At 72.6% G+C, this 20,515-nt stretch carries 19 protein-coding genes; 11 read left to right on the forward strand and 8 right to left on the reverse strand.

Features of this window, described 5'->3' with window-relative positions:
- Positions 1 to 4 precede the first annotated feature (4 nt).
- A complete protein-coding gene (locus ACLIN4_RS12435; RefSeq protein ID WP_107478364.1) occupies positions 5 to 844 on the reverse strand; it encodes a helix-turn-helix domain-containing protein in 840 nt (279 codons plus the stop codon).
- Positions 845 to 1,066: 222 nt separating this feature from the next.
- On the opposite strand from ACLIN4_RS12435, the gene ACLIN4_RS12440 reads away from it, so the two are divergent.
- A complete protein-coding gene (locus ACLIN4_RS12440; RefSeq protein WP_290013910.1) occupies positions 1,067 to 1,477 on the forward strand; it encodes an ATP-binding protein in 411 nt (136 codons plus the stop codon).
- Between the two features lie 127 nt (positions 1,478 to 1,604).
- On the opposite strand, the gene ACLIN4_RS12445 is transcribed toward ACLIN4_RS12440, so the two are convergent.
- Positions 1,605 to 2,222, reverse strand: coding sequence for a TOPRIM nucleotidyl transferase/hydrolase domain-containing protein (locus tag ACLIN4_RS12445; RefSeq protein WP_382021747.1), 618 nt, complete (start codon positions 2,220 to 2,222; stop codon positions 1,605 to 1,607).
- Positions 2,223 to 2,348: 126 nt separating this feature from the next.
- Between ACLIN4_RS12445 and ACLIN4_RS12450 the strand changes: the two genes are divergently transcribed.
- Entirely contained in the window at positions 2,349 to 3,152 is an 804-nt protein-coding gene (locus ACLIN4_RS12450) for an ArsR/SmtB family transcription factor (RefSeq protein ID WP_411575780.1), read from the forward strand.
- 9 nt (positions 3,153 to 3,161) lie between these two features.
- Here ACLIN4_RS12450 and ACLIN4_RS12455 read toward each other — a convergent pair whose 3' ends face one another.
- A complete protein-coding gene (locus tag ACLIN4_RS12455; RefSeq protein WP_411575781.1) occupies positions 3,162 to 4,154 on the reverse strand; it encodes an RNA polymerase sigma-70 factor in 993 nt (330 codons plus the stop codon).
- A gap of 130 nt (positions 4,155 to 4,284) precedes the next feature.
- On the opposite strand from ACLIN4_RS12455, the gene ACLIN4_RS12460 reads away from it, so the two are divergent.
- The 6 genes from ACLIN4_RS12460 to rbsD all read left to right on the forward strand — a co-directional run bounded on the left by ACLIN4_RS12460 (position 4,285) and on the right by rbsD (position 10,889).
- On the forward strand, positions 4,285 to 4,773 hold the full coding sequence (locus ACLIN4_RS12460) for a carboxymuconolactone decarboxylase family protein (RefSeq protein WP_100045949.1): 489 nt from the start codon (positions 4,285 to 4,287) through the stop codon (positions 4,771 to 4,773).
- A gap of 191 nt (positions 4,774 to 4,964) precedes the next feature.
- The gene (locus ACLIN4_RS12465; protein WP_100045950.1) at positions 4,965 to 6,002 is read left to right on the forward strand and encodes a LacI family DNA-binding transcriptional regulator; all 1,038 of its coding nucleotides are present in this window, start codon (positions 4,965 to 4,967) and stop codon (positions 6,000 to 6,002) included.
- On the forward strand, positions 5,999 to 7,534 hold the full coding sequence (locus tag ACLIN4_RS12470; RefSeq protein WP_290013913.1) for a sugar ABC transporter ATP-binding protein: 1,536 nt from the start codon (positions 5,999 to 6,001) through the stop codon (positions 7,532 to 7,534). Before ACLIN4_RS12465 ends, ACLIN4_RS12470 begins: the two co-directional genes overlap by 4 nt.
- Positions 7,524 to 9,482: a substrate-binding domain-containing protein gene (locus tag ACLIN4_RS12475; protein WP_289903141.1), complete on the forward strand. Its 1,959-nt coding sequence runs from the start codon at positions 7,524 to 7,526 to the stop codon at positions 9,480 to 9,482. The genes ACLIN4_RS12470 and ACLIN4_RS12475 overlap by 11 nt, the downstream gene beginning before the upstream one ends.
- Before the next feature lie 118 nt (positions 9,483 to 9,600).
- Positions 9,601 to 10,503, forward strand: a complete 903-nt coding sequence (locus ACLIN4_RS12480; protein WP_289903140.1) for a ribokinase — start codon at positions 9,601 to 9,603, stop codon at positions 10,501 to 10,503.
- Positions 10,500 to 10,889, forward strand: coding sequence for a D-ribose pyranase (rbsD, locus tag ACLIN4_RS12485; protein ID WP_107480378.1), 390 nt, complete (start codon positions 10,500 to 10,502; stop codon positions 10,887 to 10,889). Before ACLIN4_RS12480 ends, rbsD begins: the two co-directional genes overlap by 4 nt.
- Positions 10,890 to 11,078: 189 nt before the next feature.
- Here rbsD and ACLIN4_RS12490 read toward each other — a convergent pair whose 3' ends face one another.
- Genes ACLIN4_RS12490 through ACLIN4_RS12500 form a run of 3 tightly spaced genes read right to left on the reverse strand, consistent with a single transcriptional unit; the run spans position 11,079 to position 14,235 of the window.
- Positions 11,079 to 11,894 carry a sugar phosphate isomerase/epimerase family protein gene (locus ACLIN4_RS12490; protein ID WP_179342801.1) on the reverse strand — a complete coding sequence of 272 codons (816 nt, stop codon included), beginning with the start codon at positions 11,892 to 11,894 and terminating at the stop codon, positions 11,079 to 11,081.
- 41 nt (positions 11,895 to 11,935) lie between these two features.
- On the reverse strand, positions 11,936 to 13,087 hold the full coding sequence (locus tag ACLIN4_RS12495) for a dihydrodipicolinate synthase family protein (protein ID WP_289903139.1): 1,152 nt from the start codon (positions 13,085 to 13,087) through the stop codon (positions 11,936 to 11,938).
- On the reverse strand, positions 13,084 to 14,235 hold the full coding sequence (locus tag ACLIN4_RS12500; RefSeq protein WP_107480381.1) for a Gfo/Idh/MocA family protein: 1,152 nt from the start codon (positions 14,233 to 14,235) through the stop codon (positions 13,084 to 13,086). Before ACLIN4_RS12500 ends, ACLIN4_RS12495 begins: the two co-directional genes overlap by 4 nt.
- 298 nt (positions 14,236 to 14,533) lie before the next feature.
- Here ACLIN4_RS12500 and ACLIN4_RS12505 point away from each other — a divergent pair, with 298 nt between their 5' ends.
- Both ACLIN4_RS12505 and ACLIN4_RS12510 read left to right on the forward strand, forming a co-directional pair.
- On the forward strand, positions 14,534 to 15,580 hold the full coding sequence (locus ACLIN4_RS12505; protein WP_289903138.1) for a LacI family DNA-binding transcriptional regulator: 1,047 nt from the start codon (positions 14,534 to 14,536) through the stop codon (positions 15,578 to 15,580).
- Positions 15,581 to 15,924: 344 nt separating this feature from the next.
- Positions 15,925 to 16,725, forward strand: coding sequence for a sugar phosphate isomerase/epimerase family protein (locus ACLIN4_RS12510; RefSeq protein WP_411575782.1), 801 nt, complete (start codon positions 15,925 to 15,927; stop codon positions 16,723 to 16,725).
- A gap of 9 nt (positions 16,726 to 16,734) precedes the next feature.
- Here the strand turns inward: ACLIN4_RS12510 and abc-f are convergent, their stop codons facing one another.
- Positions 16,735 to 18,366 (reverse strand): ribosomal protection-like ABC-F family protein, encoded by a 1,632-nt coding sequence (gene abc-f / locus ACLIN4_RS12515; RefSeq protein ID WP_289903136.1) that lies wholly within the window; start codon positions 18,364 to 18,366, stop codon positions 16,735 to 16,737.
- Positions 18,367 to 18,384: 18 nt separating this feature from the next.
- Entirely contained in the window at positions 18,385 to 19,338 is a 954-nt protein-coding gene (locus tag ACLIN4_RS12520; RefSeq protein ID WP_107480428.1) for an EamA family transporter, read from the reverse strand.
- A gap of 106 nt (positions 19,339 to 19,444) precedes the next feature.
- Here ACLIN4_RS12520 and ACLIN4_RS12525 point away from each other — a divergent pair, with 106 nt between their 5' ends.
- Positions 19,445 to 20,482 carry a LysR family transcriptional regulator gene (locus ACLIN4_RS12525; RefSeq protein ID WP_289903135.1) on the forward strand — a complete coding sequence of 346 codons (1,038 nt, stop codon included), beginning with the start codon at positions 19,445 to 19,447 and terminating at the stop codon, positions 20,480 to 20,482.
- Positions 20,483 to 20,515 lie beyond the last annotated feature (33 nt).

Below are 20,515 nucleotides of genomic sequence, written 5' to 3' on the forward strand. Positions count from 1 at the left end.
GGGCTCACAGCTCCTTCGTCAGCCGGTGGATGAAGTCACGCGATCGGTCCGGGTCGAGCGAGACGTCCTCTACCTTACGGAAGCGCGTTCGATAGGCGCCGAGTTGGGCTTCTGAGTCGATGAGGAACGCACCATGCGGTGCGTCGCGCACCACGGTGTCCAGCTTGCGCACGGCTCCACCGACGTACGTCATCGTGCTTGAGGCCCTGGCGAAACCGTCCAGATCGAAGGGAATGACCCGCAAGGTGATGCGGTCGCTCTCGGAAGCCTCAAGGAGGCGTACGAGTTGAGCCCGGGCAGCGATGCGATCACCGACCCTGATCCGGAGGGCGGACTCGTGGACGATGACCTCATGAGGGAAGGCAGCCTTCTCCTGCCTGGTCAGCCGGTGACGCACCCGCAGATCCAGTTCCTCCGAGGTCAGTTCGGGAATCCTCGAAGAGAAGACGGCGCGGGCGTAATTCTCTGTCTGCAACAGGCCCGGCACATGCAGGATGGCCACGTCCTGCACGTAGGTGGCGTGGTGGTCCAGTTCCGCCAGGTCCAGAAACGGCGTGGGCAGTAGCCCCCGATACTCCTCCCACCACCCCTTCGTACGATCGGTGGCCATCTCCACCAAGGCGTCGACCAGTTCGTCGTCGGTGCAGGCGTAATGGGAAGCGAGGCGGCGGAGCCGTTGCTCGCTGACTCCCGACAACCCCGCCTCGATCTGACTGATCTGGACGTTACTGACCCCTAGCATGGTCGCGGCCTGCCGGGCGGTGAGTCCGGCCGCCTCGCGAAGTCTGCGCAGTTCCACCGCAAGGCGCAGTTGCCGCGCTGTTGGTTCGCGCCTCGTGGGCAAAAGACCGCTCCTCACCTCAACGCGTCGGCTGACGCGACTCGTTCGGGGTGAAGATTACGCGACCGGCTTGCCGCGCCGAAACTTTAAGGTCTACCTTCAGTGACGCGACGCACACCATGTGCAACCGGGCCGCCGGAAGCGCACCGCGCCGTCCTGCCATGACGGCTGCGGCATTGACACCCGGCCCGCACTCGACGCATTCCACCGAACGAGGAGTTCCGCATGCCCGAAACCGACCCGTGGGAGTACTCCCTCTACATCCCCAACGATCTCCGCGCCGTCACCGTCAGCCGCCGCACCCTCCGCCTGGTCCTCACCATGCACGGCCTGATCCGCCTCGTCGACGTCGCCGAACTGCTCGCCACGGAGCTGATCACCAACGCCGTACGGCACACCAAGGGCCCCGCCGCCCTCCGCATCCGCTGGTCGCCGCCGGGAACGCTGCGGATCGGGGCCTGGGACGCGGACCCCGAACCGCCCGAACCCCCGGCCGCCTTCGGGCGGGTGGAGGAGCTGGAGGAAGGGCGGGGGCTGGCGCTGGTGCGGGCCTGCGCCGACGTGTGGGGGTGGCATCCGCTGGCCAGACACGGCAACCGGGGCAAGTACGTGTGGTGCGAGCTGGCCTCCGCCTGACCCCCTGGAACCACCCACCCCCAAAAAACGAGGACACTCACCGGCCAAGTGTCACCCACGCGCTCATTCGAGCGCGTCAAGTACAACCTCGGGTCATGTGTTCACGGTTGCCGGATACTCCCCCCGGTCAGAGCCCCGCCATCAGGCCCGCGAGTGGCGCCGGGGTGCGGGCGGGGTCCAAGGCCTCGACGAGGACGCGACCGTAGTGGATCTTGCGGCCCTTCTTGGTGCCGAAGAAGCGGCGGAGCTGCTGCCGGGCGGGGCGGCCCTGCTGGGCGGGCTGGCGGAGGAAGGTCTGGAGGGGACGGAGGTCGCCCTCCTCCTCGATGAGCTCCGTCACCCGCTCCTCACCGAGCGCGCGGATGAGCTCGTCCTCCAGGTCGGCCGTGCAGACGAAGAGGTCGTGCGGGGAGGCGTTCGCCCGGTCCAGGGCGCGGACGTAGTAGCCGCGCTCCCGTTCGTCGCACAGGCCCGCCAGGCGGAGGTCCAGGCCGGACGGGCCGAGCAGGCCGGCGAAGCGGCCGACGCTCATCGCGCCGCCCATCGCCAGGACGCAGACGCCCTCTGCCGCCAGGTCCCGGCCGTGGTGCGCGGCCAGCGCGTCGACCGCCGCCGTGTCGCTCGGCCCTTCGAGCAGCACCGCCGTCCGGACGGACAGGCGCTCGGCGAGGTCGCGTGCGGGGTCTTCGGGGCCGCCCGCCGCCCACGCCGTGACCGCGTCCCTCAACGATGCCATGTCCGCCATGGGTCGAGTCTCCGCCCTCGGCGACCACGGCGGTAGTGAATATCGCGACCTCGCGCGTTTGACGTGCAGCCTGAAGGCTGCCTAACGTAATAGGCAGCCATTGGGCTGCATATCAGAGGGGCGGAGATGGACGAGGTCTTCAAGGCGCTGGCCGACGGCAGCCGGCGACGACTGCTGGACAGTCTGAACGCGCGCAACGGGCAGAGCCTGCGCGAGCTGTGCACCGGGCTGGACATGGCCCGGCAGTCGGTCAGCAAGCATCTGGCGCTGCTGGAGGCGGCCCACCTGGTCACCACCGTCCGGCGGGGACGGGAGAAGCTGCACTACCTCGACGCCGGACCGATCAACGCCATCGCCGAACGCTGGATCAGCCGCTACGACCGTGAGCGGGTGCGCGCGCTCGCCGACCTCAAGCAGGCACTGGAGGACACCGCCATGGACAGCACGGACAGCAACGCGTTCGTCTACACGACCTACATCAGGACCACGCCGGAGAAGCTGTGGCAGGGCCTGACCGACCCGGCCTTCACCCGCCGCTACTGGGGCCTCGAATTCGCCACCGACTGGGCTGCCCGGTCGCCCATGGTGTGGAGGGAGCGGGCCGCGGAGACCGCCGATCCCGAGCAGGTCGTCCTCGAGTCCGACCCCTGCCGGCGCCTGTCGTACACCTGGCACACCTTCACGCCCGAGTGGGCGAAGGCCAACGGGATCGACGAGGAGACCCTCGCCAAGCTCTCCGCCGAGCCGCGCTCGAAGGTCACGTTCGAGATCGAGGACCTCGGTGGCGGGTCGGTGAAGCTGACCGTCGTCCACGACGGCTTCGACCCCGGCAGCACCGCCCGCGAGATGATCCAGCACGGCTGGCCCGCCCTCCTGTCCAGCCTCAAGACCCTGCTGGAGACCGGCGAAACGCTGCCGGAACCTCGGTGAACCGGTCGCTCACCGGCGCAGGGCCGTATCCCGATCCATGTGCGACAGCTTCTCGGGGTTGCGGACGGCGTAGAGGCCCGTGATGCGGCCGTCGTCGAAGCGGACCGCCACCACGGTGTCGAGTTCGCCGTCGAGGTGGACGGTCAGCGCCGGGTAACCGTTGACCTGGGCGGGCCCCAGCGACACCGCCGCGGCCTGCTTGAGCAGTCCGCCGAGCATCAGGCGGGCCACCTTGTCGGCCCCCGTGACGGGCCGCAGGACGGCCCGCTTGATGCCGCCGCCGTCGCCGAGCAGGACGACGTCCGGGGAGAGGATGTCGAGCAGGCCCTGGAGGTCGCCCGTCTCGACGGCCCGCCGGAACGCGTCGAGCGCCTTTTGGGACTCGGTCGCCGAGACCACCCCGCGCGGGCGGCGTGCCGCGACGTGCGCGCGGGCCCGGTGCGCGATCTGCCGGACTGCGGCCGGGCTCTTGTCCACGGCCTCGGCGATCTCGTCGTAGCCGAGGTCGAACACCTCGCGCAGTACGAACACCGCCCGCTCCGTCGGCGTCAGCGTCTCCAGCACCAGCATCATCGCCATCGACACGCTGTCGGCCAGCTCCACGTCCTCGGCCACGTCGGGGGCGGTGAGCAGCGGCTCGGGCAGCCAGGAGCCGACGTAGGACTCCTTGCGGCGGCCGAGCGTGCGCAGCCGGTTCAGGGCCTGGCGGGTGGTGATCCGGACGAGGTACGCGCGCCGCTCGCGCACCGTGGCCAGGTCGACGTCCGCCCAGCGCAGCCAGGTCTCCTGGAGGACGTCCTCGGCGTCGGCGGCCGAGCCGAGCATCTCGTAGGCGACCGTGAAGAGCAGGTTGCGGTGGGCGACGAAGGCCTCGGTAGCGGGGTCCGTGCCCCCGCCGCCGGCGGTGGCCGCCCGCCCGGTCGTGCCGCCCTGTCCGTGCCCGCTGTTCTCGGTCGTCACCGGCTTCTCCCGTTGGTTCGACTCCGACGGTGTCCCGCGCACAGGACACCGGTCGCCGCCGTTCCGTGACATCGGTCGGCGGTGGCCCGCATCACACCGGCATCCCGTCACAGGGACCGGGCCGCCGGCGTCTCGTGTTCGTCAGTGAGGCGCCGAGAGCGAGGACGAGATCATGGACGCCCGATTCAACCTGTTCGAGAACGAGTTCGCCGGGAAGTTCGCCAAGCGGTTCGCGGGCGCCGGCCTGCTGGTCCAGCAGTCGGCACTGCCGAAGTCGACGCAGGAGCTGGTGTCGCTGCGGGCCAGCCAGATCAACGGCTGCGGCCACTGCGTCGACATGCACGTCAAGGAGGCCGCGGCGGCCGGTGAGAGCGCGGTCCGGCTCCATCTGGTCGCCACCTGGCGCGAGTCGACCGTGTTCACCGAGGCCGAGCAGGCCGCGCTCGCGCTCGCCGAGGAGGGCACCCGGCTCGCCGACGCCCACCAGGGCGTGTCCGACGAGACCTGGGCCCTGGTGCGCAAGCACTACGACGACGACCAGACCGCCGCGCTGGTCTGCCTCGTCGCCCTGATCAACGCGGCCAACCGGCTGGCCGTGATCACGCACCAGAAGGGCGGTTCCTACGAGGCGGGCATGTTCGAGGCCGCGCTCGGCGACTGAGCCGGCGGCCGTCCCGTCCGGCCCGGCCCGGGGTCCACGGATCCGGGGCCGGGCCGCCGTCATGTCCGGCCGGGGGCTCCGGGGCCCTCGGTCACGATTGGGTTTCGGCCTGCGCTCCCCCTCTTGCCGAACGCGCGTGTAATCGTTTCCAATCCTCCGTGTAATCGATTCCACGAGGAGGTGGAACGGCGATGGCGAGCATCAAGGACGTCGCCGTCGAGGCGGGCGTGTCCGTCGCGACGGTCTCGCGCGTCCTCAACGGCCACCCGTCCGTCAGCCCCGGCGCCCGCGCCCGCGTGCTGGCCGCCGTCGAGACGCTGGGCTACCGCCCGAACGCCGTCGCCCGGTCACTGCGCACCGACCAGACCCGCACCCTCGGCCTGGTCATCAGCGACGTCATGAACCCGTACTTCACCGAGCTGGCCCGGTCCGTGGAGGAAGAGGCCCGCGCGCTCGGGTACAGCGTCATCATCGGCAACGCCGACGAGCGGCCGGATCTCCAGGACCACCATGTGACGACCCTGCTGGACCGCCGTATCGACGGGCTCCTCGTCTCCCCCACCGACGGCGGCTCCCCGCGCATGCTGGACGCCGCCCGGGCCGGGACGCCGATGGTGTTCGTCGACCGGTGGATCCCGGGCGTGGACGTACCCGTGGTCCGCTCCGACGGGCGGCAGGCGGTGCGGGACCTCGTCGCGCACCTGCACGGGCTCGGGCACCGGCGGCTCGCCATCATCGCCGGGCCCGCCGCCACGACGACCGGACGCGAGCGCGTCGACGCCTTCCGCGAGGCGCTCGGCGAGTACGGGCTCGTCCTCCCCGACGCGTACATCGGCCAGGGCGACTTCCAGGCGGAGAGCGGGCGCCGGGTCACCGAGGGCTTCCTCGACCTGTCCGAGCCGCCCGAGGTCGTCTTCGCCGCCGACAACCTGATGGCGCTCGGCGCGCTGGACGCCGTACGGGCACGCGGACTGCGCGTCCCCGAGGACATCGCGCTCGCCGCGTTCGACGACATCCGCTGGTTCGTGCACACCGATCCGCCGATCACCGCGATCGCCCAGCCCACGGGCGACCTCGGGCGCGCCGCCGTGCGCGCGCTGGTCGACCGGATCGAGGGGCGGACCGGCGCGTCCGTCACCCTGCCGGCCCGGCTCGTCGTCCGCCGCTCGTGCGGGGAGCCCGGCGATCCCCGACAGTCCCCGTCCCCCGTACGAAGGAGTACGCCGTGAGCAGCCGCAGTCCCGACGAGTTGCTGCGCATCGAGGGCATCCGCAAGACCTTCCCCGGCGTGGTCGCGCTCGACAGCGTCGACTTCGACCTGCGCCGGGGCGAGGTGCACGTGCTGCTCGGTGAGAACGGCGCGGGCAAGAGCACCCTGATCAAGATGCTCTCCGGCGCCTACACGCCCGACGCCGGGCGGATCCTGGCCGGCGGCGAGGAGGTGCGCATCCACGGTGCGCAGGACTCCGAGCGGCTCGGGATCGCCACCATCTACCAGGAGTTCAACCTCGTTCCCGACCTGACGGTCGCCGAGAACATCTTCCTGGGGCGCCAGCCCCGCCGGTTCGGGATGATCGACCGGAAGAAGATGGACGCGGACGCGGAGGCGCTGCTGGAGCGGGTGGGCGTCAAGGTGTCGCCCCGCGCGCGCGTGCGTGAACTCGGTATCGCCCGGCTCCAGATGGTCGAGATCGCCAAGGCGCTCAGCCTCGACGCGCGCGTGCTCATCATGGACGAGCCGACCGCCGTGCTCACCTCCGAGGAGGTCGAGAAGCTGTTCGCCATCGTGCGGCGGCTGCGCGAGGACGGTGTCGGAATCGTCTTCATCACCCACCACCTGGAGGAGATCGCCGCCCTCGGCGACCGCGTCACCGTCATCCGGGACGGCAGGAGTGTCGGGCAGGTGCCCGCCTCCACCCCGGAGGACGAGCTGGTGCGGCTCATGGTCGGGCGGTCGATCGAGCAGCAGTACCCGCGGGAACGCACCGAGGCCGGTGAGCCGTTGCTCAAGGTCGAGGGGCTGACGCGGGACGGGGTCTTCCACGACGTCGGGTTCGAGGTGCGGGCCGGCGAGGTCGTCGGCATCGCGGGGCTCGTCGGGGCCGGGCGGACCGAGGTCGTGCGGGCCGTGTTCGGCGCCGACCCGTACGACTCCGGGACCGTGCACGTCGCGGGCGCCCCCTTGCGGCGGCACGACGTGAACGCCGCCATGGCGGCCGGGATCGGGCTCGTGCCCGAGGACCGCAAGGGGCAGGGCCTCGTGCTCGACGCCTCCGTCGAGGAGAACCTCGGGCTGGTGACGCTGAGGTCGTCCGCCCGCGCGGGGCTCGTGGACCTCAAGGGGCAGCACGCGGCGGCCGAGCGAATCGCCGGGCAGCTCGGCGTGCGGATGGCCGGGCTCGGGCAGCACGTGCGGACCCTGTCCGGCGGCAACCAGCAGAAGGTCGTCATCGGCAAGTGGCTGCTGGCGGACACCAAGGTGCTGATCCTCGACGAGCCGACCCGCGGCATCGACGTCGGCGCCAAGGTCGAGATCTACCAGCTCGTCAACGAACTGACGGCCGCCGGAGCCGCCGTGCTCATGATCTCCAGCGACCTGCCCGAGGTGCTCGGCATGAGCGACCGGGTGATCGTCATGGCCCAGGGGCGGGTCGCGGGCGAACTCCCCGCCGGACAGGCCACCCAGGACGCCGTGATGGCGCTCGCCGTCAGCACTCCCCACACCGACGAAACCGGAACGGAGGCCTCCCGTGGCCACTGACACGCTCAAGAACAAGCCGGGCGCGCAGGGCGGCGCCACGGGCGGCCTGCGCCGCCTGCTGCTCGACAACGGCGCCCTGACCGCACTGATCGTCCTCGTCATCGCCATGTCGGCGCTGTCCGGGGACTTCCTGACCGCCGACAACCTGCTGAACGTCGGCGTCCAGGCCGCCGTCACCGCGATCCTCGCCTTCGGCGTCACCTTCGTCATCGTCTCGGCCGGCATCGACCTGTCGGTCGGCTCGGTCGCCGCGCTGTCGGCCACGGTGCTGGCGTGGAGCGCGACCGAGGCCGGCGTCCCGGTCGTGCTGGCGGTGCTGCTGTCCGTCGCGACCGGCATCGCCTGCGGCCTGGTGAACGGTTTCCTCATCTCGTACGGGAAACTGCCGCCGTTCATCGCGACGCTCGCCATGCTGTCGGTGGGGCGCGGTCTGTCGCTGGTCATCTCGCAGGGCTCGCCGATCGCCTTCCCGGACTCGGTCTCCCACCTCGGTGACACGCTCGGCGGGTGGCTGCCCGTGCCGGTGCTCGTGATGATCGTGATGGGGCTGATCACGGCGTTCGTGCTCGGACGGACGTACATCGGCCGGTCCATGTACGCCATCGGCGGCAACGAGGAGGCCGCCCGGCTGTCCGGGCTGCGCGTGAAGCGGCAGAAGCTCGCCATCTACGCCTTCTCCGGCCTGTTCGCCGCCGCCGCGGGCATCGTGCTGGCCTCCCGGCTCTCCTCCGCGCAGCCGCAGGCCGCCCAGGGTTACGAGCTGGACGCCATCGCCGCCGTCGTCATCGGCGGTGCCTCGCTGGCGGGCGGCACCGGCAAGGCGTCCGGCACGCTGATCGGCGCGCTGATCCTCGCGGTACTGCGCAACGGCCTCAACCTGCTGTCCGTCTCCGCGTTCTGGCAGCAGGTCGTCATCGGTGTCGTCATCGCGCTGGCGGTGCTCTTCGACACGCTGCGGCGCAAGGCCGGGGCGACGACTCCGGCGGCCGGGGCGTCCGGCGGCGGCAACCGGGGCAAGCAGGCGCTGACGTACGTCGTCGCGGCCGTCGTCGCCGTCGCCGTAGTGGGCGCGACCTCGCTGCTGCACAACGGGTCGTCGGACGGGAAGACGCAGAAGATCGGCCTGTCGCTGTCCACGCTCAACAACCCGTTCTTCGTGCAGATCCGGGCGGGCGCCGAGGAGCAGGCGAAGAAGCTGGGCGCGGACCTGACCGTCACGGACGCGCAGAACGACGCCTCCCAGCAGGCCAACCAGTTGCAGAACTTCACCAGCGAGGGCCTGTCCTCGATCATCGTCAACCCGGTGGACTCCGACGCGGCCGGTCCCTCGGTGCGCTCGGCGAACAAGGACGACATCCCCGTGATCGCGGTGGACCGGGGCGTCAACAAGGCGGACACGTCGGCGCTGGTCGCCTCCGACAACGTCGAGGGCGGCAAGCTGGGCGCCAGGGCGCTCGCCGAGAAGCTCGGCGGCAAGGGCACCATCGTCATCCTCCAGGGCCAGGCCGGAACCTCCGCCAGCCGGGAGCGCGGGGCGGGCTTCGCGGCCGGGCTGAAGGAGTACCCGGGCATCGAGGTCGTCGCCAAGCAGCCCGCGGACTTCGACCGCACCAAGGGCCTGGACGTGATGACCAACCTGCTCCAGGCGCACCCCGACATCGACGGTGTCTTCGCGGAGAACGACGAGATGGCGCTCGGCGCGATCAAGGCGCTCGGCTCCAAGGCCGGGAAGTCCGTGCAGGTCGTCGGGTTCGACGGCACCCCGGACGGGCTGAAGGCGGTGCGGGAGGGGACGTTGTTCGCCTCCGTGGCGCAGCAGCCCAGGGAACTGGGCAGGATCGCGGTCGAGAACGCGTTGCGCGCCGCCGACGGCGAGAAGACGGAGAAGATGGTGAAGGTGCCGGTGAAGGTGGTCACCGAGGAGAACGTGGCCGGCTTCGAGGGCTGACACGGGCGGAACGGCACGCACGCGGGCTGCACTCGGATTCACTCGGAATCATTCGGATTCACTCGAATTCATTGAGTTCATCGGGTTCATCGGGTTCATCGGGATCGGAGAACGATTCATGTACGACTACGACCTCCTGGTCGTGGGATCGGCCAACGCCGACCTCGTGATCGGCGTCGAGCGGCGGCCGGGGGCCGGCGAGACGGTGCTCGGCACCGACCTGGCCGTCCACCCGGGCGGCAAGGGCGCGAACCAGGCGGTGGCCGCCGCCCGGCTCGGTGCCCGCACCGCCCTGCTGGCCCGGGTCGGCGACGACGACTACGGCCGGCTGCTGCTGGACTCGCAGCGTGCGGCCGGCGTCGACACGGTGGGCGTCCTGGTGGGCGGGGCCCCGACCGGCGTCGCGCTGATCACCGTCGACCCGTCCGGGGACAACAGCATCGTGGTCTCGCCGGGCGCCAACGGCCGGCTGGCTCCGGGCGACGTCCGCGCCGCCGCCAGCCTCTTCCACGCCTCCCGCGTGGTCTCCACGCAGTTGGAGGTGCCGCTGGAGACGGTCGTGGAGGTGGTCCGGAGTCTGGCGCCGGGCAGCCGCTTCGTGCTGAACCCGTCGCCGCCGCGCCCGCTGCCTCAGGAGGTGCTGGCGGCCTGCGACCCGCTGATCGTCAACGAGCACGAGGCGAAGGTCATCCTCGGCGACTCCTGCGTGAGCGACCGCCCCGAGGACTGGGCCCGCATCCTGCTCGCCAAGGGGCCCCGCTCGGTGGTCGTGACCCTGGGCGCGGAGGGTGCGCTGGTGGCGTCGGGGGCGGAGGTGACCCGGGTGCCGTCGGTGAAGGTGGACGCCGTGGACACGACGGGCGCGGGTGACGCGTTCACCGCGGCGCTGGCCTGGCGGCTCGGGACCGGCGAGTCGCTCGCGGACGCGGCGGCGTACGCGGCGCGGGTGGGCGCGGCGGCGGTCACGAAGGCGGGCGCGCAGGCGTCGTACCCGACGGCGGCGGAGGTCGAGGCGCTGTGAAGAAGGCGGGGATACTCAACCGGCATCTCGCGGGTGCCCTCGCCGAACTCGGCCACGGCGACGGCGTCCTGGTGTGCGACGCGGGCATGCCGGTGCCGTCCGGTCCCCGCGTCGTGGATCTGGCCTTCCGCGCCGGGGTGCCCTCCTTCGCCGAGGTCCTGGACGGGCTGCTCGACGAGCTGGTGGTCGAGGGGGCGACGGCGGCGGAGGAGGTCCGGGACGCCAACGCGGAGGCGGCCACCCTGCTCGACGGGCACTTCCCCGGCCTCGAACTCGTCCCGCACGCGCGGCTGAAGGAGCTGTCGGCCGGCGCACGGCTGGTGGTGCGGACCGGGGAGGCCCGGCCGTACGCGAACGTGCTGCTGCGGTGCGGGGTCTTCTTCTGAGGACGGCGGAAGGGCACGGCCCGTCCGAGAACTTCGAGGGGGTCCGGTCGACGACCGGGCCCCCTCGGGTTTCCCTCCCCTTTTCCCCTCCCCGTCAGAACCCCTCGGTCCCCCCGGGTCCCCCCGTCGGGGTTCTGATGACAAGTACGACCCGCTCGCCCCCGGAACGGTTGCACGGACCGCCGGGATTTATTCTCCGGTGCCCGCGAGGTCGACGTGCGCGGCGAACCGCTGTGCCGTCTCGGCCAGCACCTCCCGCCCGTCCCGGGCCCACAGGCCCTCGTTGAACAGTTCGACCTCGATGGCTCCGGTGTATCCGGCCGCCTCCACGTACCCCTGCCACTCCCGCATGTCGATCGAGCCGTCCCCGATCTGACCGCGGCCGTTGAGGACGCCCTCGGGCAGCGGAGTGGTCCAGTCGGCGAGCTGGAAGGTGTGGATGCGGCCGCCCGCGCCGGCCCGGGCGATCTGCTCGGGCGCCCGGTCGTCCCACCAGATGTGGTACGTGTCGACGGTGACGCCGACCTGGTGGGCCGGGAAGCGTTCGGCGAGGTCCAGCGCCTGGGTGAGGGTGGAGACCACGCAGCGGTCGGAGGCGTACATGGGGTGGAGCGGTTCGATGGCGAGCCGTACGCCGTGCCCCTCGGCGTAGGGGCCCAGCTCGGCCAGGGCGTCCGCGATGCGCTCCCGGGCGGCGCGCAGGTCCTTGTCGCCGGGCGGCAGGCCGCCCGAGACCAGGACCAGGGTGTCGGTGCCGAGGGTGGCGGCCTCGTCGACGGCGCGGCGGTTGTCGGCCAGGGCCCTCGCCCGCTCGTCCGCGTCGACGGCCGTGAGGAAGCCGCCGCGGCACAGGGTGGTGACGGTCAGGCCCGCGTCGCGCACCAGCTTCGCCGCCGCCTCGACGCCGTACGCCTGGACGGGTTCGCGCCACAGGCCGACGTTGCCGACGCCGAGTTCGCGGCAGGCGGCGGTCAGTTCGGGCAGCGAGAGCTGCTTGACCGTCATCTGGTTGATGCTGAAACGCGTCAGGTCCGGCGCCGTGTCGCTCACTGGTTCACTCCGTACAGGCTCAGCAGGTTCCGCATGCGCTCCTCGGCCAGCTTGGGGTCCGGGAACAGGCCCAGTCCGTCGGCGAGTTCGTAGGCGCGGGCGAGGTGGGGCAGGGAGCGGGCCGACTGGAGGCCGCCGACCATCGTGAAGTGGGACTGGTGGCCGGCCAGCCAGGCCAGGAAGACCACGCCCGTCTTGTAGAAGCGGGTGGGGGCCCGGAAGAGGTGGCGGGAGAGTTCGACGGTGGGGTCGAGGAGGGCGCGGAAGCCCTCCGTGTTCCCCGTGTCGAGGACGCGCACCGCCTCCGCCGCCAGCGGGCCCAGCGGGTCGAAGATGCCGAGCAGGGCGTGGCTGAATCCCTGCTCGTCGCCGGCGATCAGCTCGGGGTAGTTGAAGTCGTCGCCGGTGTAGCAGCGCACGCCCTGCGGGAGGCGGCGGCGCAAATCGATCTCGCGCTGGGCGTCCAGGAGGGAGACCTTGATGCCGTCGACCTTGTCGGGGTGGGCGGCGATGACCTCCAGGAAGGTGCCGGTCGCCGCGTCGAGGTCGGACGAGCCCCAGTAGCCCTCCAGGGCCGGGTCGAACATCGGGCCCAGCCAGTGCAGGACCACCGGCTCGGCGGCCTGGCGCAGGAGGTGGCCGTAGACCTCCAGGTAGTCCTCCGGGCCCCGCGCCGTCGCGGCGAGGGCGCGGGAGGCCATCAGGATGGCCTGGGCGCCGGACTCCTCGACGACCGCCAGCTGTTCCTCGTAGGCCGCGCGGACCTCGGCGAGGGTGCCGGCGGTGAGCTGGTCGGTGCCGACTCCGCAGGCGATGCGGCCGCCGCACGCCTTCGCCTCGGCGGCCGAGCGCCGGATCAGCTCCGCGGCGCCCGCCCAGTCCAGGCCCATGCCGCGCTGGGCGGTGTCCATCGCCTCGGCGACGCCGAGACCGTGGGACCACAGGTGACGGCGGAAGGCGAGGGTGGCGTCCCAGTCGACGGCGGCGGGGCCGTCGGGGGTGGTGTCCGCGTACGGGTCGGCGACGACGTGCGCCGCGGAGAAGACCGTACGGGAGGTGAAAGCGCTTCCCGGGGTGAGGGTGAGGGGCTCGGTGCGGGGCTCGTAGGCGCGCAGGGCGCCGTTCGCGTCGGGCAGGCGGAGGGTCACAGCGCGATCTCCGGTACGTCGAGACGGCGGCCCTCGGCCGAGGACTTCAGGCCCAGCTCGGCGAGCTGGACGCCGCGGGCGCCGGCCAGCAGGTCCCAGTGGTAGGGGGCGTCGGCGTAGACGTGCTTGAGGAAGAGCTCCCACTGCGCCTTGAAGCCGTTGTCGAAGTCCTGGTTGTCGGGGACTTCCTGCCACTGGTCGCGGAAGGCCTCGGTGGCGGGGATGTCCGGGTTCCACACCGGCTTGGGGGTGGCCGAGCGGTGCTGGACGCGGCAGCCCCGAAGGCCCGCGACCGCGGAGCCCTCGGTGCCGTCGACCTGGAACTCGACCAGTTCGTCGCGGTTGACGCGCACCGCCCAGGAGGAGTTGATCTGGGCGATCGCGCCGCCGTCCAGCTCGAAGACGCCGTAGGCGGCGTCGTCGGCGGTGGCGTCGTAGGGCTTGCCGTTCTCGTCCCAGCGCTGCGGGATGTGGGTGGTGGCCAGGGCGTGGACGGACTTCACCCGGCCGAACAGCTCGTGCAGGACGTACTCCCAGTGCGGGAACATGTCGACGACGATGCCGCCGCCGTCCTCGGCGCGGTAGTTCCAGGAGGGGCGCTGGGCGTCCTGCCAGTCGCCCTCGAAGACCCAGTAGCCGAACTCGCCGCGCACGGACAGGATGCGGCCGAAGAAGCCGCCGTCGATGAGGCGCTTGAGCTTGAGCAGGCCGGGGAGGAAGAGCTTGTCCTGGACGACGCCGTGCTTGATGCCGGCGGCGTTCGCCAGGCGGGCCAGCTCCAGGGCGCCGTCCAGACCGGTGGCCGTCGGCTTCTCGGTGTAGACGTGCTTGCCCGCGGCGATCGCCTTCTTGATCGCCTCCTCGCGGGCCGAGGTGACCTGGGCGTCGAAGTAGATGTCCACGGACGGGTCGGCCAGGACCGCGTCCACGTCCGTCGAGACGTGCTCCAGGCCGTGCCGTTCGGCCAGCGTCCGCAGGGCGTGTTCACGGCGGCCGACCAGGACCGGTTCCGGCCACAGCACGGTGCCGTCGCCCAGGTCGAGGCCGCCCTGTTCGCGGAGGGCCAGGATGGAACGGACGAGGTGCTGGCGGTAGCCCATGCGTCCGGTCACACCGTTCATGGCGATTCGCACCGTCTTGCGTGTCACGTCATTCCCTTCGTACGAGCGATGAGCCAGGGGTACCGCGAAGGATGCCGCGGCGAGTGCCGGGGCGACCGCGACGAGTACCGCGGTACAGCAAGCGCTTTCTATGCAGTACGAAGCTAGCCTGTGGACGGTGGTCTGGACAAGACCGTGTTTTCGGGTGAGTTGTTCGATCGGGCGGACGGCGAGTGGTTCGCGGGGGCGAGCGGTGGCGGTTCGCGGTCGTAAGGTCACCCGGGACGGGACGACGGTGTACCGCCGTACGGCAGTACGGCGCAGACGCGAGGCGGAGGACGAGGACATGACGGTGACCCTGGCGGACGTGGCGGCCCGCGCCCAGGTCTCCCCCGCGACGGTGTCGCGCGTGCTGAACGGGAACTACCCCGTCGCCGCCTCCACGCGCGAGCGGGTGCTCAAGGCGGTCGACGAGCTGGACTACGTCCTCAACGGACCCGCGAGCGCGCTGGCGGCGGCCACCTCCGACCTGGTGGGCATCCTCGTCAACGACATCGCGGACCCCTTCTTCGGCGTCATGGCCGGCGCGATCCAGTCCGAGATCGGGGGGCCGGGCGGCAGGGCGGGCGGCGAGAGACTGGCCGTGGTCTGCAACACGGGCGGCACCCCGGAGCGCGAGCTGACCTACCTCACCCTGCTGCAACGGCAGCGGGCCGCGGCCGTGGTGCTGACCGGCGGGGCGATGGAGGACGCGGCGCACCAGGCGGCGGTGGCGGCGAAGCTGAGCAAGCTGACCGAGGCCGGGACGCGGGTGGTGCTGTGCGGGCGGCCGCCGGCGCCTCGGACCGGGGCGATCGCGCTGACCTTCGACAACCGCGGGGGCGGCCGGGAACTGACCGAGCACCTGATCGGTCTCGGCCACCGGCGGATCGGCTACATCGCGGGACCGGAGGAGCGGACCACCACCCGGCACCGGCTGGAGGGCCACCGCGCGGCGCTCGCCGCGCACGGCGTCGAGGAGGATCCCCGCTGGGCGGTGCACGGGCGTTACGACCGGCAGTCCGGCTACGAGGCGACGCTGGAACTGCTGCGCAGGGACCCGACGCTGACCGCCGTCGTCGCCGCGAACGACACCGTCGCGCTGGGGGCGTGCGCGGCGCTGCGGGACTCCGGGCTGCGGATTCCGGAGGACGTGTCGGTGGCGGGCTTCGACGACCTGCCGTTCAGCATCGACGCGGTGCCGGCGCTGACCACGGTGCGGTTGCCGCTCGCGGAGGCGGGGGCGCGGGCGGGGCGGATCGCGATGGGGCGGGAGGAGGCGCCGGTCGGGGGGATCGCGACGGTGCGGGGGGAGTTGATGGTGCGGGGGTCCTCCGGAGGGCCGCGGGTGTGAGTCGTGCGGTGGGGTTCGCGGTGGCCCGCGTGGGTGTGGGCGTCGCTGGGGGCTGCCACCCCCAGGCCCCCGCTTCGGCCTGAACGGCCTCGTCCTCAGACGCCGGACGGGCTGTGAGTGCCGGCCTGCGTCCTGGAGCGGACGGGCTGTGAGTGGCGGCCCGTGTCCCGGAGCGGAGGGTTTGGGAGCGGGCCCGTGTCCCGGAGCGGAGGGCCTGGGAGTGGCGGTCTGCGTCCCGGAGCGGACGGGCTGGGCGCGGCGGCCCGTGTCCGGCAGGGGGTGGGCTGCGACACCCGAGGCGTGAGGAGGAGTGGGGGCGGCGCGGGCGGGTACGCTCCGTCACCATGAAGCTGGCGTTCTCCACCCTCGGTGTCCCCGGCCTGCCCCTGCGCGAGGTGCTGGGCCTCGCGACCGCGCACGGCTACCACGGTGTCGAGTTGCGCGCCCACCCGGAGGAACCCGTGCACCCGGGCCTGACGCCCGACGAACGGGCCGCGGTGGTCGCCGAGTTCGAGGCGTCGGGGGTCGAGCCGCTGGGCCTGGCGGGGTACGCGCGCGTCGCCGCGCCGGGGGACGACGACGCCTCTCTCGCCGAGATCCGCGGCCTGCTCCAGCTGGCCCGCGACCTCGGCGCCCCGTACGTCCGGGTCTTCCCCGGCGGCGGCACCGAGCAGAGCCCCGAGGAGGCGGACGCGACGGCCGCCCGGCGGCTGGGCACGGCCGCCGAGTACGCCGCCGACCTCGGCGTGCGCATCCTCCTGGAGACCCACGACTCGCACCGCACGGGCGCCGACGCGATGCGCGTCCTCGGTCTGGTCGGACACCGGCAGGTGGGTGCGCTGTGGGACGTGATGCACACCTGGCTGGGGGGCGAGCAGCCCGCCGACAGCTACCTGGCCCTCGCCCCGCACATCGGGTACGTCCAGGTCAAGGACATCGCCTCCGCCGACGACACCACCCCGCTGCCGCTCGGCGCCGGCGTACTGCCGCTGGGCGAGTGCGTCGAGGTGCTCTCGCGCGAGGGCTGGGACGGCTGGCTGTGCTGGGAGTACGAGAAGCGGTGGTACGAGGCGGCCGAGCCGCTGCCCGGTCTGCTGGACGCGGGACGTGAGCACCTGGCGCGGCTGCTCAACGAGTCGGCCTGACGGCCGGGCTCACCCGACGGGCGCCAGTTCCGTGACGGGCCCGTCGAAGGACGCCCGCAGGCGCCGGTCGTGGGAGACGACGACGAGGGTGCCGGCGTAGTCGGCCAGGGCGGTCTGGAGGTCTTCCATCAGGGCGGGCGAGAGGTGGTTCGTCGGTTCGTCGAGCAGCAGCAGGTCGTGCGGTTCGGCGACCAGGCGGGCCAGTTCGAGGCGGCGCCGCTGCCCGGTGGAGAGGTCGCCGACGGGCCGGTCCAGGTCCGCGGGGCGGAACAGGCCGAGGGCGAGCAGCGTCCCGGCGCGGTGCTCGCCGAAGGACGCGCGTACGGACCGGCGTTCCTCCGGCGCGGTCGTGGGCGCCGCCACCTGGCGCAGGAAGCCGACCCGGGCGGGCCGCCGCAGCGTCGCGCCGGGCTCCGGGGCCAGTTCGCCGGCGAGGACCCGCAGCAGCGTGGTCTTGCCCGCGCCGTTGGGGCCGGTGACCAGCAGCCGTCCGCCTGCCGGGACGTGCAGGGCGTCCAGGGCGAGGCGTCCGGGGACGCGCAGGCCGGCCAGTTCCACGCCGCCGTCTGCCGCCGTCCCCTCCAGGGCGGCGGTGAACCGCAGCGGCTCGGGCGGGGCGGGCGCCGGGTTCTCGGTGAGGCGGTGCAGGCGCTCGCGTGCGTTGCGGATGCGGCCCATCGCGCCGTGCGCCCGGGAGCGGGCCCGGAAGGCACCCGCGCCGCTGAACGCCCAGGGGCCCTTGCGCGGGATCGCGTCGAGGCGTCCGATGTGCGAGTCGGCGAGGCGGGACTGACGGGCCACCTCGGTCCGCCACTCCTCGTACTCCCGTTCAATACGGGCGCGTTCGGCGGCCTTCGCCGCCAGGTAGCCCTCGTAGCCGTCCCCGTAGCGGCGCACGGAACGGGCGTGGTCGTCGACCTCCAGGACCACGTCGGTGACCCGGTCGAGGAAGGCGCGGTCGTGGGTGACCGCGACGACGGTGCCCCGGTGTGCCTGGAGTCGCCCCTCGAGCCAGGCCACGGCCTCGTCGTCCAGGTCGTTGGTGGGCTCGTCGAGCAGCAGCAGCTCGGGCGCCGAGGCGAGGGTGGCGGCCAGGGCGAGACGGGAGCGGCGGCCGCCGGAGAGGGTGCCGAGCCGCCGGGCGCGGTCCAGGCCCGCCGGCTCGCCGAGGTGGCCCAGGGCCACGTCGACGCGGCGGTCGGCGTCGTACCCGCCGCGTGCCTCGAACTCCGCGACGAGCGCGGCGTACCGGTCATGGGCGGCCGGGTCGGCGCCGTCCAGGGCGGCGCCCGCCTCGCGGATGCGGCGTTCGAGGAGGCGCAGGTCTCCCAGCGCCAGGTCGACAGCGTCGCCGACGGTGGCCGAGTCGGGCAGGTCCAGGGTCTGCGCCAGGTGTCCGACGCCGCCCGGGGCGACGACGGTGACCTCTCCGTTGTCGGGGCGCTCGGTGCCGGCCAGGAGCCGCAGCAGGGTGGATTTGCCGGAGCCGTTGTCGCCGACGACGGCGACCTTCTCGCCGGGCCGGACGGTGAACGACACCCGGTCCAGGACGACGTGGTGGGTGTAGCGCTTGGTGACTTCGGTGACGGTCAGCTGGGAGGCGGCGGTGCGGGCGGCGGGTGCTGCGACGGCTGGGAACAAGTGGGGCCCTTCGGTGGACTACCGGGAAAGCATACGAGACGTCTCGTCTCGTTGCGTCGTCGACTCTACGCCGTCCGCGGGCGGGACGCAAGACGCGGCGTCTCGCTTCGTGGCGGCGCGGTGCGGTGAGAGGGACGCCAGCGCCACCCCGCCCACCAGCAGCACGGCGGCGCACCACCGCAGCGGGGTGACCGACTCGCCGAGGAAGAGGGCCGCCGTCGTCATGCCGAAGACGGGGACCAGCAGGGAGAACGGCGCCACCGTGGACGCGGGGTGACGCTGCAGCAGCCAGCCCCAGGCGCCGAAGCCGAACACGGTCGAGACCCAGGCGACGAAGAGCAGCGTGCCCGCGCCCTGCCAGTCCAGGCCGCGCAGGGCCGCGAGGTCCCGGGAGGCGCCCTCCGTCAGGAGGGAGAGGGCCAGGAGCGGGAGCACCGGGACGGTGGACACCCACACCATGAAGTTCAGGGCGTCGGGCGGGGACGCCTTGCGGGTCAGGACGTTGGACAGACCCCAGGCGGCCGCCGCCCCCACCACCATCGCGAAGGCGCCCAGCGGGCCGGAGGTGCCCTCGTCGAGTGCCGCGACACCGATGCCGGCCAGTGCCACCAGCATGCCCAGCACGCGGACGCGGGAGGGACGCTCCCCCAGGACCGCGGCCGCGATCACCGCCGTGAACACCGCCTGCACCTGGAGGACGAGGGACGAGAGGCCGGCCGGCATGCCCGCGTCCATGCCGACGAAGACCAGGCCGAACTTCGCCACCCCCAGCACCAGGCCCACCGCCACGATCCACTTCCAGGCCACCTTGGGGCGGCCGACGAGGAAGACGGCGGGGAGCGCCGCCGCCAGGAAGCGCAGGGCGGAGAAGAGCAGGGGCGGGAAGTGGTCGAGACCGATCTCGATGACGGTGAAGTTCACGCCCCAGATGGCGGCGACGAGCACGCCGAGGAGGAGGTGGGAAGGTCGCATGCGTCGAGGATCGCCTTCCGTGACCGTGAAGCACCAGCGATGATTGCTGCACGGTTGGATGTAGCGTTCCTAACTCTTTGCAGCAACGGGTGTTCCGGGAGTCGACATGCTCGATCTTCAGCGGCTGCGTGCCCTGCACGCCGTCTCCGTGCACGGCAGTGTCGGCGCGGCCGCCGCCGCGCTGGGCTTCACGCCGTCCGCGGTGTCCCAGCAGATCGCCAAGCTGGAGCGGGAGACCAGGACGGTGCTGCTGGAGCGGGAGGGGCGCGGGGTGCGGCTCACCGACGAGGCGTGGCAACTCGCCTCGGCCGCACGTGAGTTGCTGGCCATCGTGGAGCGGACCGAGACGCGGCTGGAGGAGCGGCGCGGGGTGCCGGCGGGGCGGCTGACCGTGGCGGCGTTCTCGTCGGCGGCGCGTGGTCTGCTGCCGGGCGTGCTGGCCGACCTCGCCGCGCGGCACCCGGCGCTCGACGCCCGGCTCACCGAGGTCGACCCGCACCTGTCCGTGGATCTGGTGGCGAAGGGCGCCGTCGACCTGGTCGTGGCGCACGACTGGGACATCGCCCCGCTGCCCGCGCCGGCCGGGGTGGAGCAGGCGGTCATCGGGGACGACCTGTGCGATCTGCTGGTGCCCGAGGGGCACCGTTTCGCGGGGCGGGCCGCCGTCCGGCGGGCGGAGCTGGGCGGGGAGCGGTGGATCTGCCAGCCGCCGGGGCGGGTCTGCCACGACTGGCTGCTGCGGACCCTGCGGGGGGCCGGGCACGAGCCGGACGTCGTCCACCAGGCCGAGGAGAATCCGACGCTCGTCGCGCTGGTCGCGGCCGGGCTGGGCGTCGCCCTGATCCCCCGGCTGGGGCGTGGGCCGCTGCCCGCCGGGGTGGTGGAGGTGGCGCTGGACCCGATGCCGGTACGGCGGCTGTACGCGCTGTGGCGCACGGGCGCGGCCCGCCGTCCGGCGATCGCGGAGACGGTACGCACCCTGAAGGCCCACTGGCCGGCCGCCGCGGCCCACGCCGACCCCGTCCCGCCTGCCCCCGCCGACCCCGTCCCGTCTGCCCCCGCCGGCCCCGTCCCGTCTGCCCCCGCCGCCCCCGTCCCGTCGGCCCGCACCGCCCTCGTGTCGGCCCGGGCCCAGGCCGACTGACCGCCCCACGGACCGGGCAGCCGGGGCGGAGCC

This window comes from Streptomyces mutabilis (genome assembly GCF_046628145.1).
Taxonomy (GTDB): domain Bacteria; phylum Actinomycetota; class Actinomycetes; order Streptomycetales; family Streptomycetaceae; genus Streptomyces; species Streptomyces mutabilis.

Excerpts from the sequence above, each read along its gene's own strand:
- ACLIN4_RS12440 (WP_290013910.1), top strand. The coding sequence starts at position 1,067 with ATGCCCGAAACCGACCCGTGGGAGTACTCCCTCTACATCCCCAACGAT.
- ACLIN4_RS12445 (WP_382021747.1), bottom strand. The coding sequence starts at position 2,222 with ATGGCGGACATGGCATCGTTGAGGGACGCGGTCACGGCGTGGGCGGCG.
- ACLIN4_RS12450 (WP_411575780.1), top strand. The coding sequence starts at position 2,349 with ATGGACGAGGTCTTCAAGGCGCTGGCCGACGGCAGCCGGCGACGACTG.
- ACLIN4_RS12460 (WP_100045949.1), top strand. The coding sequence starts at position 4,285 with ATGGACGCCCGATTCAACCTGTTCGAGAACGAGTTCGCCGGGAAGTTC.
- ACLIN4_RS12465 (WP_100045950.1), top strand. The coding sequence starts at position 4,965 with ATGGCGAGCATCAAGGACGTCGCCGTCGAGGCGGGCGTGTCCGTCGCG.
- ACLIN4_RS12480 (WP_289903140.1), top strand. The coding sequence starts at position 9,601 with ATGTACGACTACGACCTCCTGGTCGTGGGATCGGCCAACGCCGACCTC.
- ACLIN4_RS12490 (WP_179342801.1), bottom strand. The coding sequence starts at position 11,894 with ATGACGGTCAAGCAGCTCTCGCTGCCCGAACTGACCGCCGCCTGCCGC.
- ACLIN4_RS12505 (WP_289903138.1), top strand. The coding sequence starts at position 14,534 with ATGACGGTGACCCTGGCGGACGTGGCGGCCCGCGCCCAGGTCTCCCCC.
- ACLIN4_RS12510 (WP_411575782.1), top strand. The coding sequence starts at position 15,925 with ATGAAGCTGGCGTTCTCCACCCTCGGTGTCCCCGGCCTGCCCCTGCGC.
- ACLIN4_RS12520 (WP_107480428.1), bottom strand. The coding sequence starts at position 19,338 with ATGCGACCTTCCCACCTCCTCCTCGGCGTGCTCGTCGCCGCCATCTGG.
- ACLIN4_RS12525 (WP_289903135.1), top strand. The coding sequence starts at position 19,445 with ATGCTCGATCTTCAGCGGCTGCGTGCCCTGCACGCCGTCTCCGTGCAC.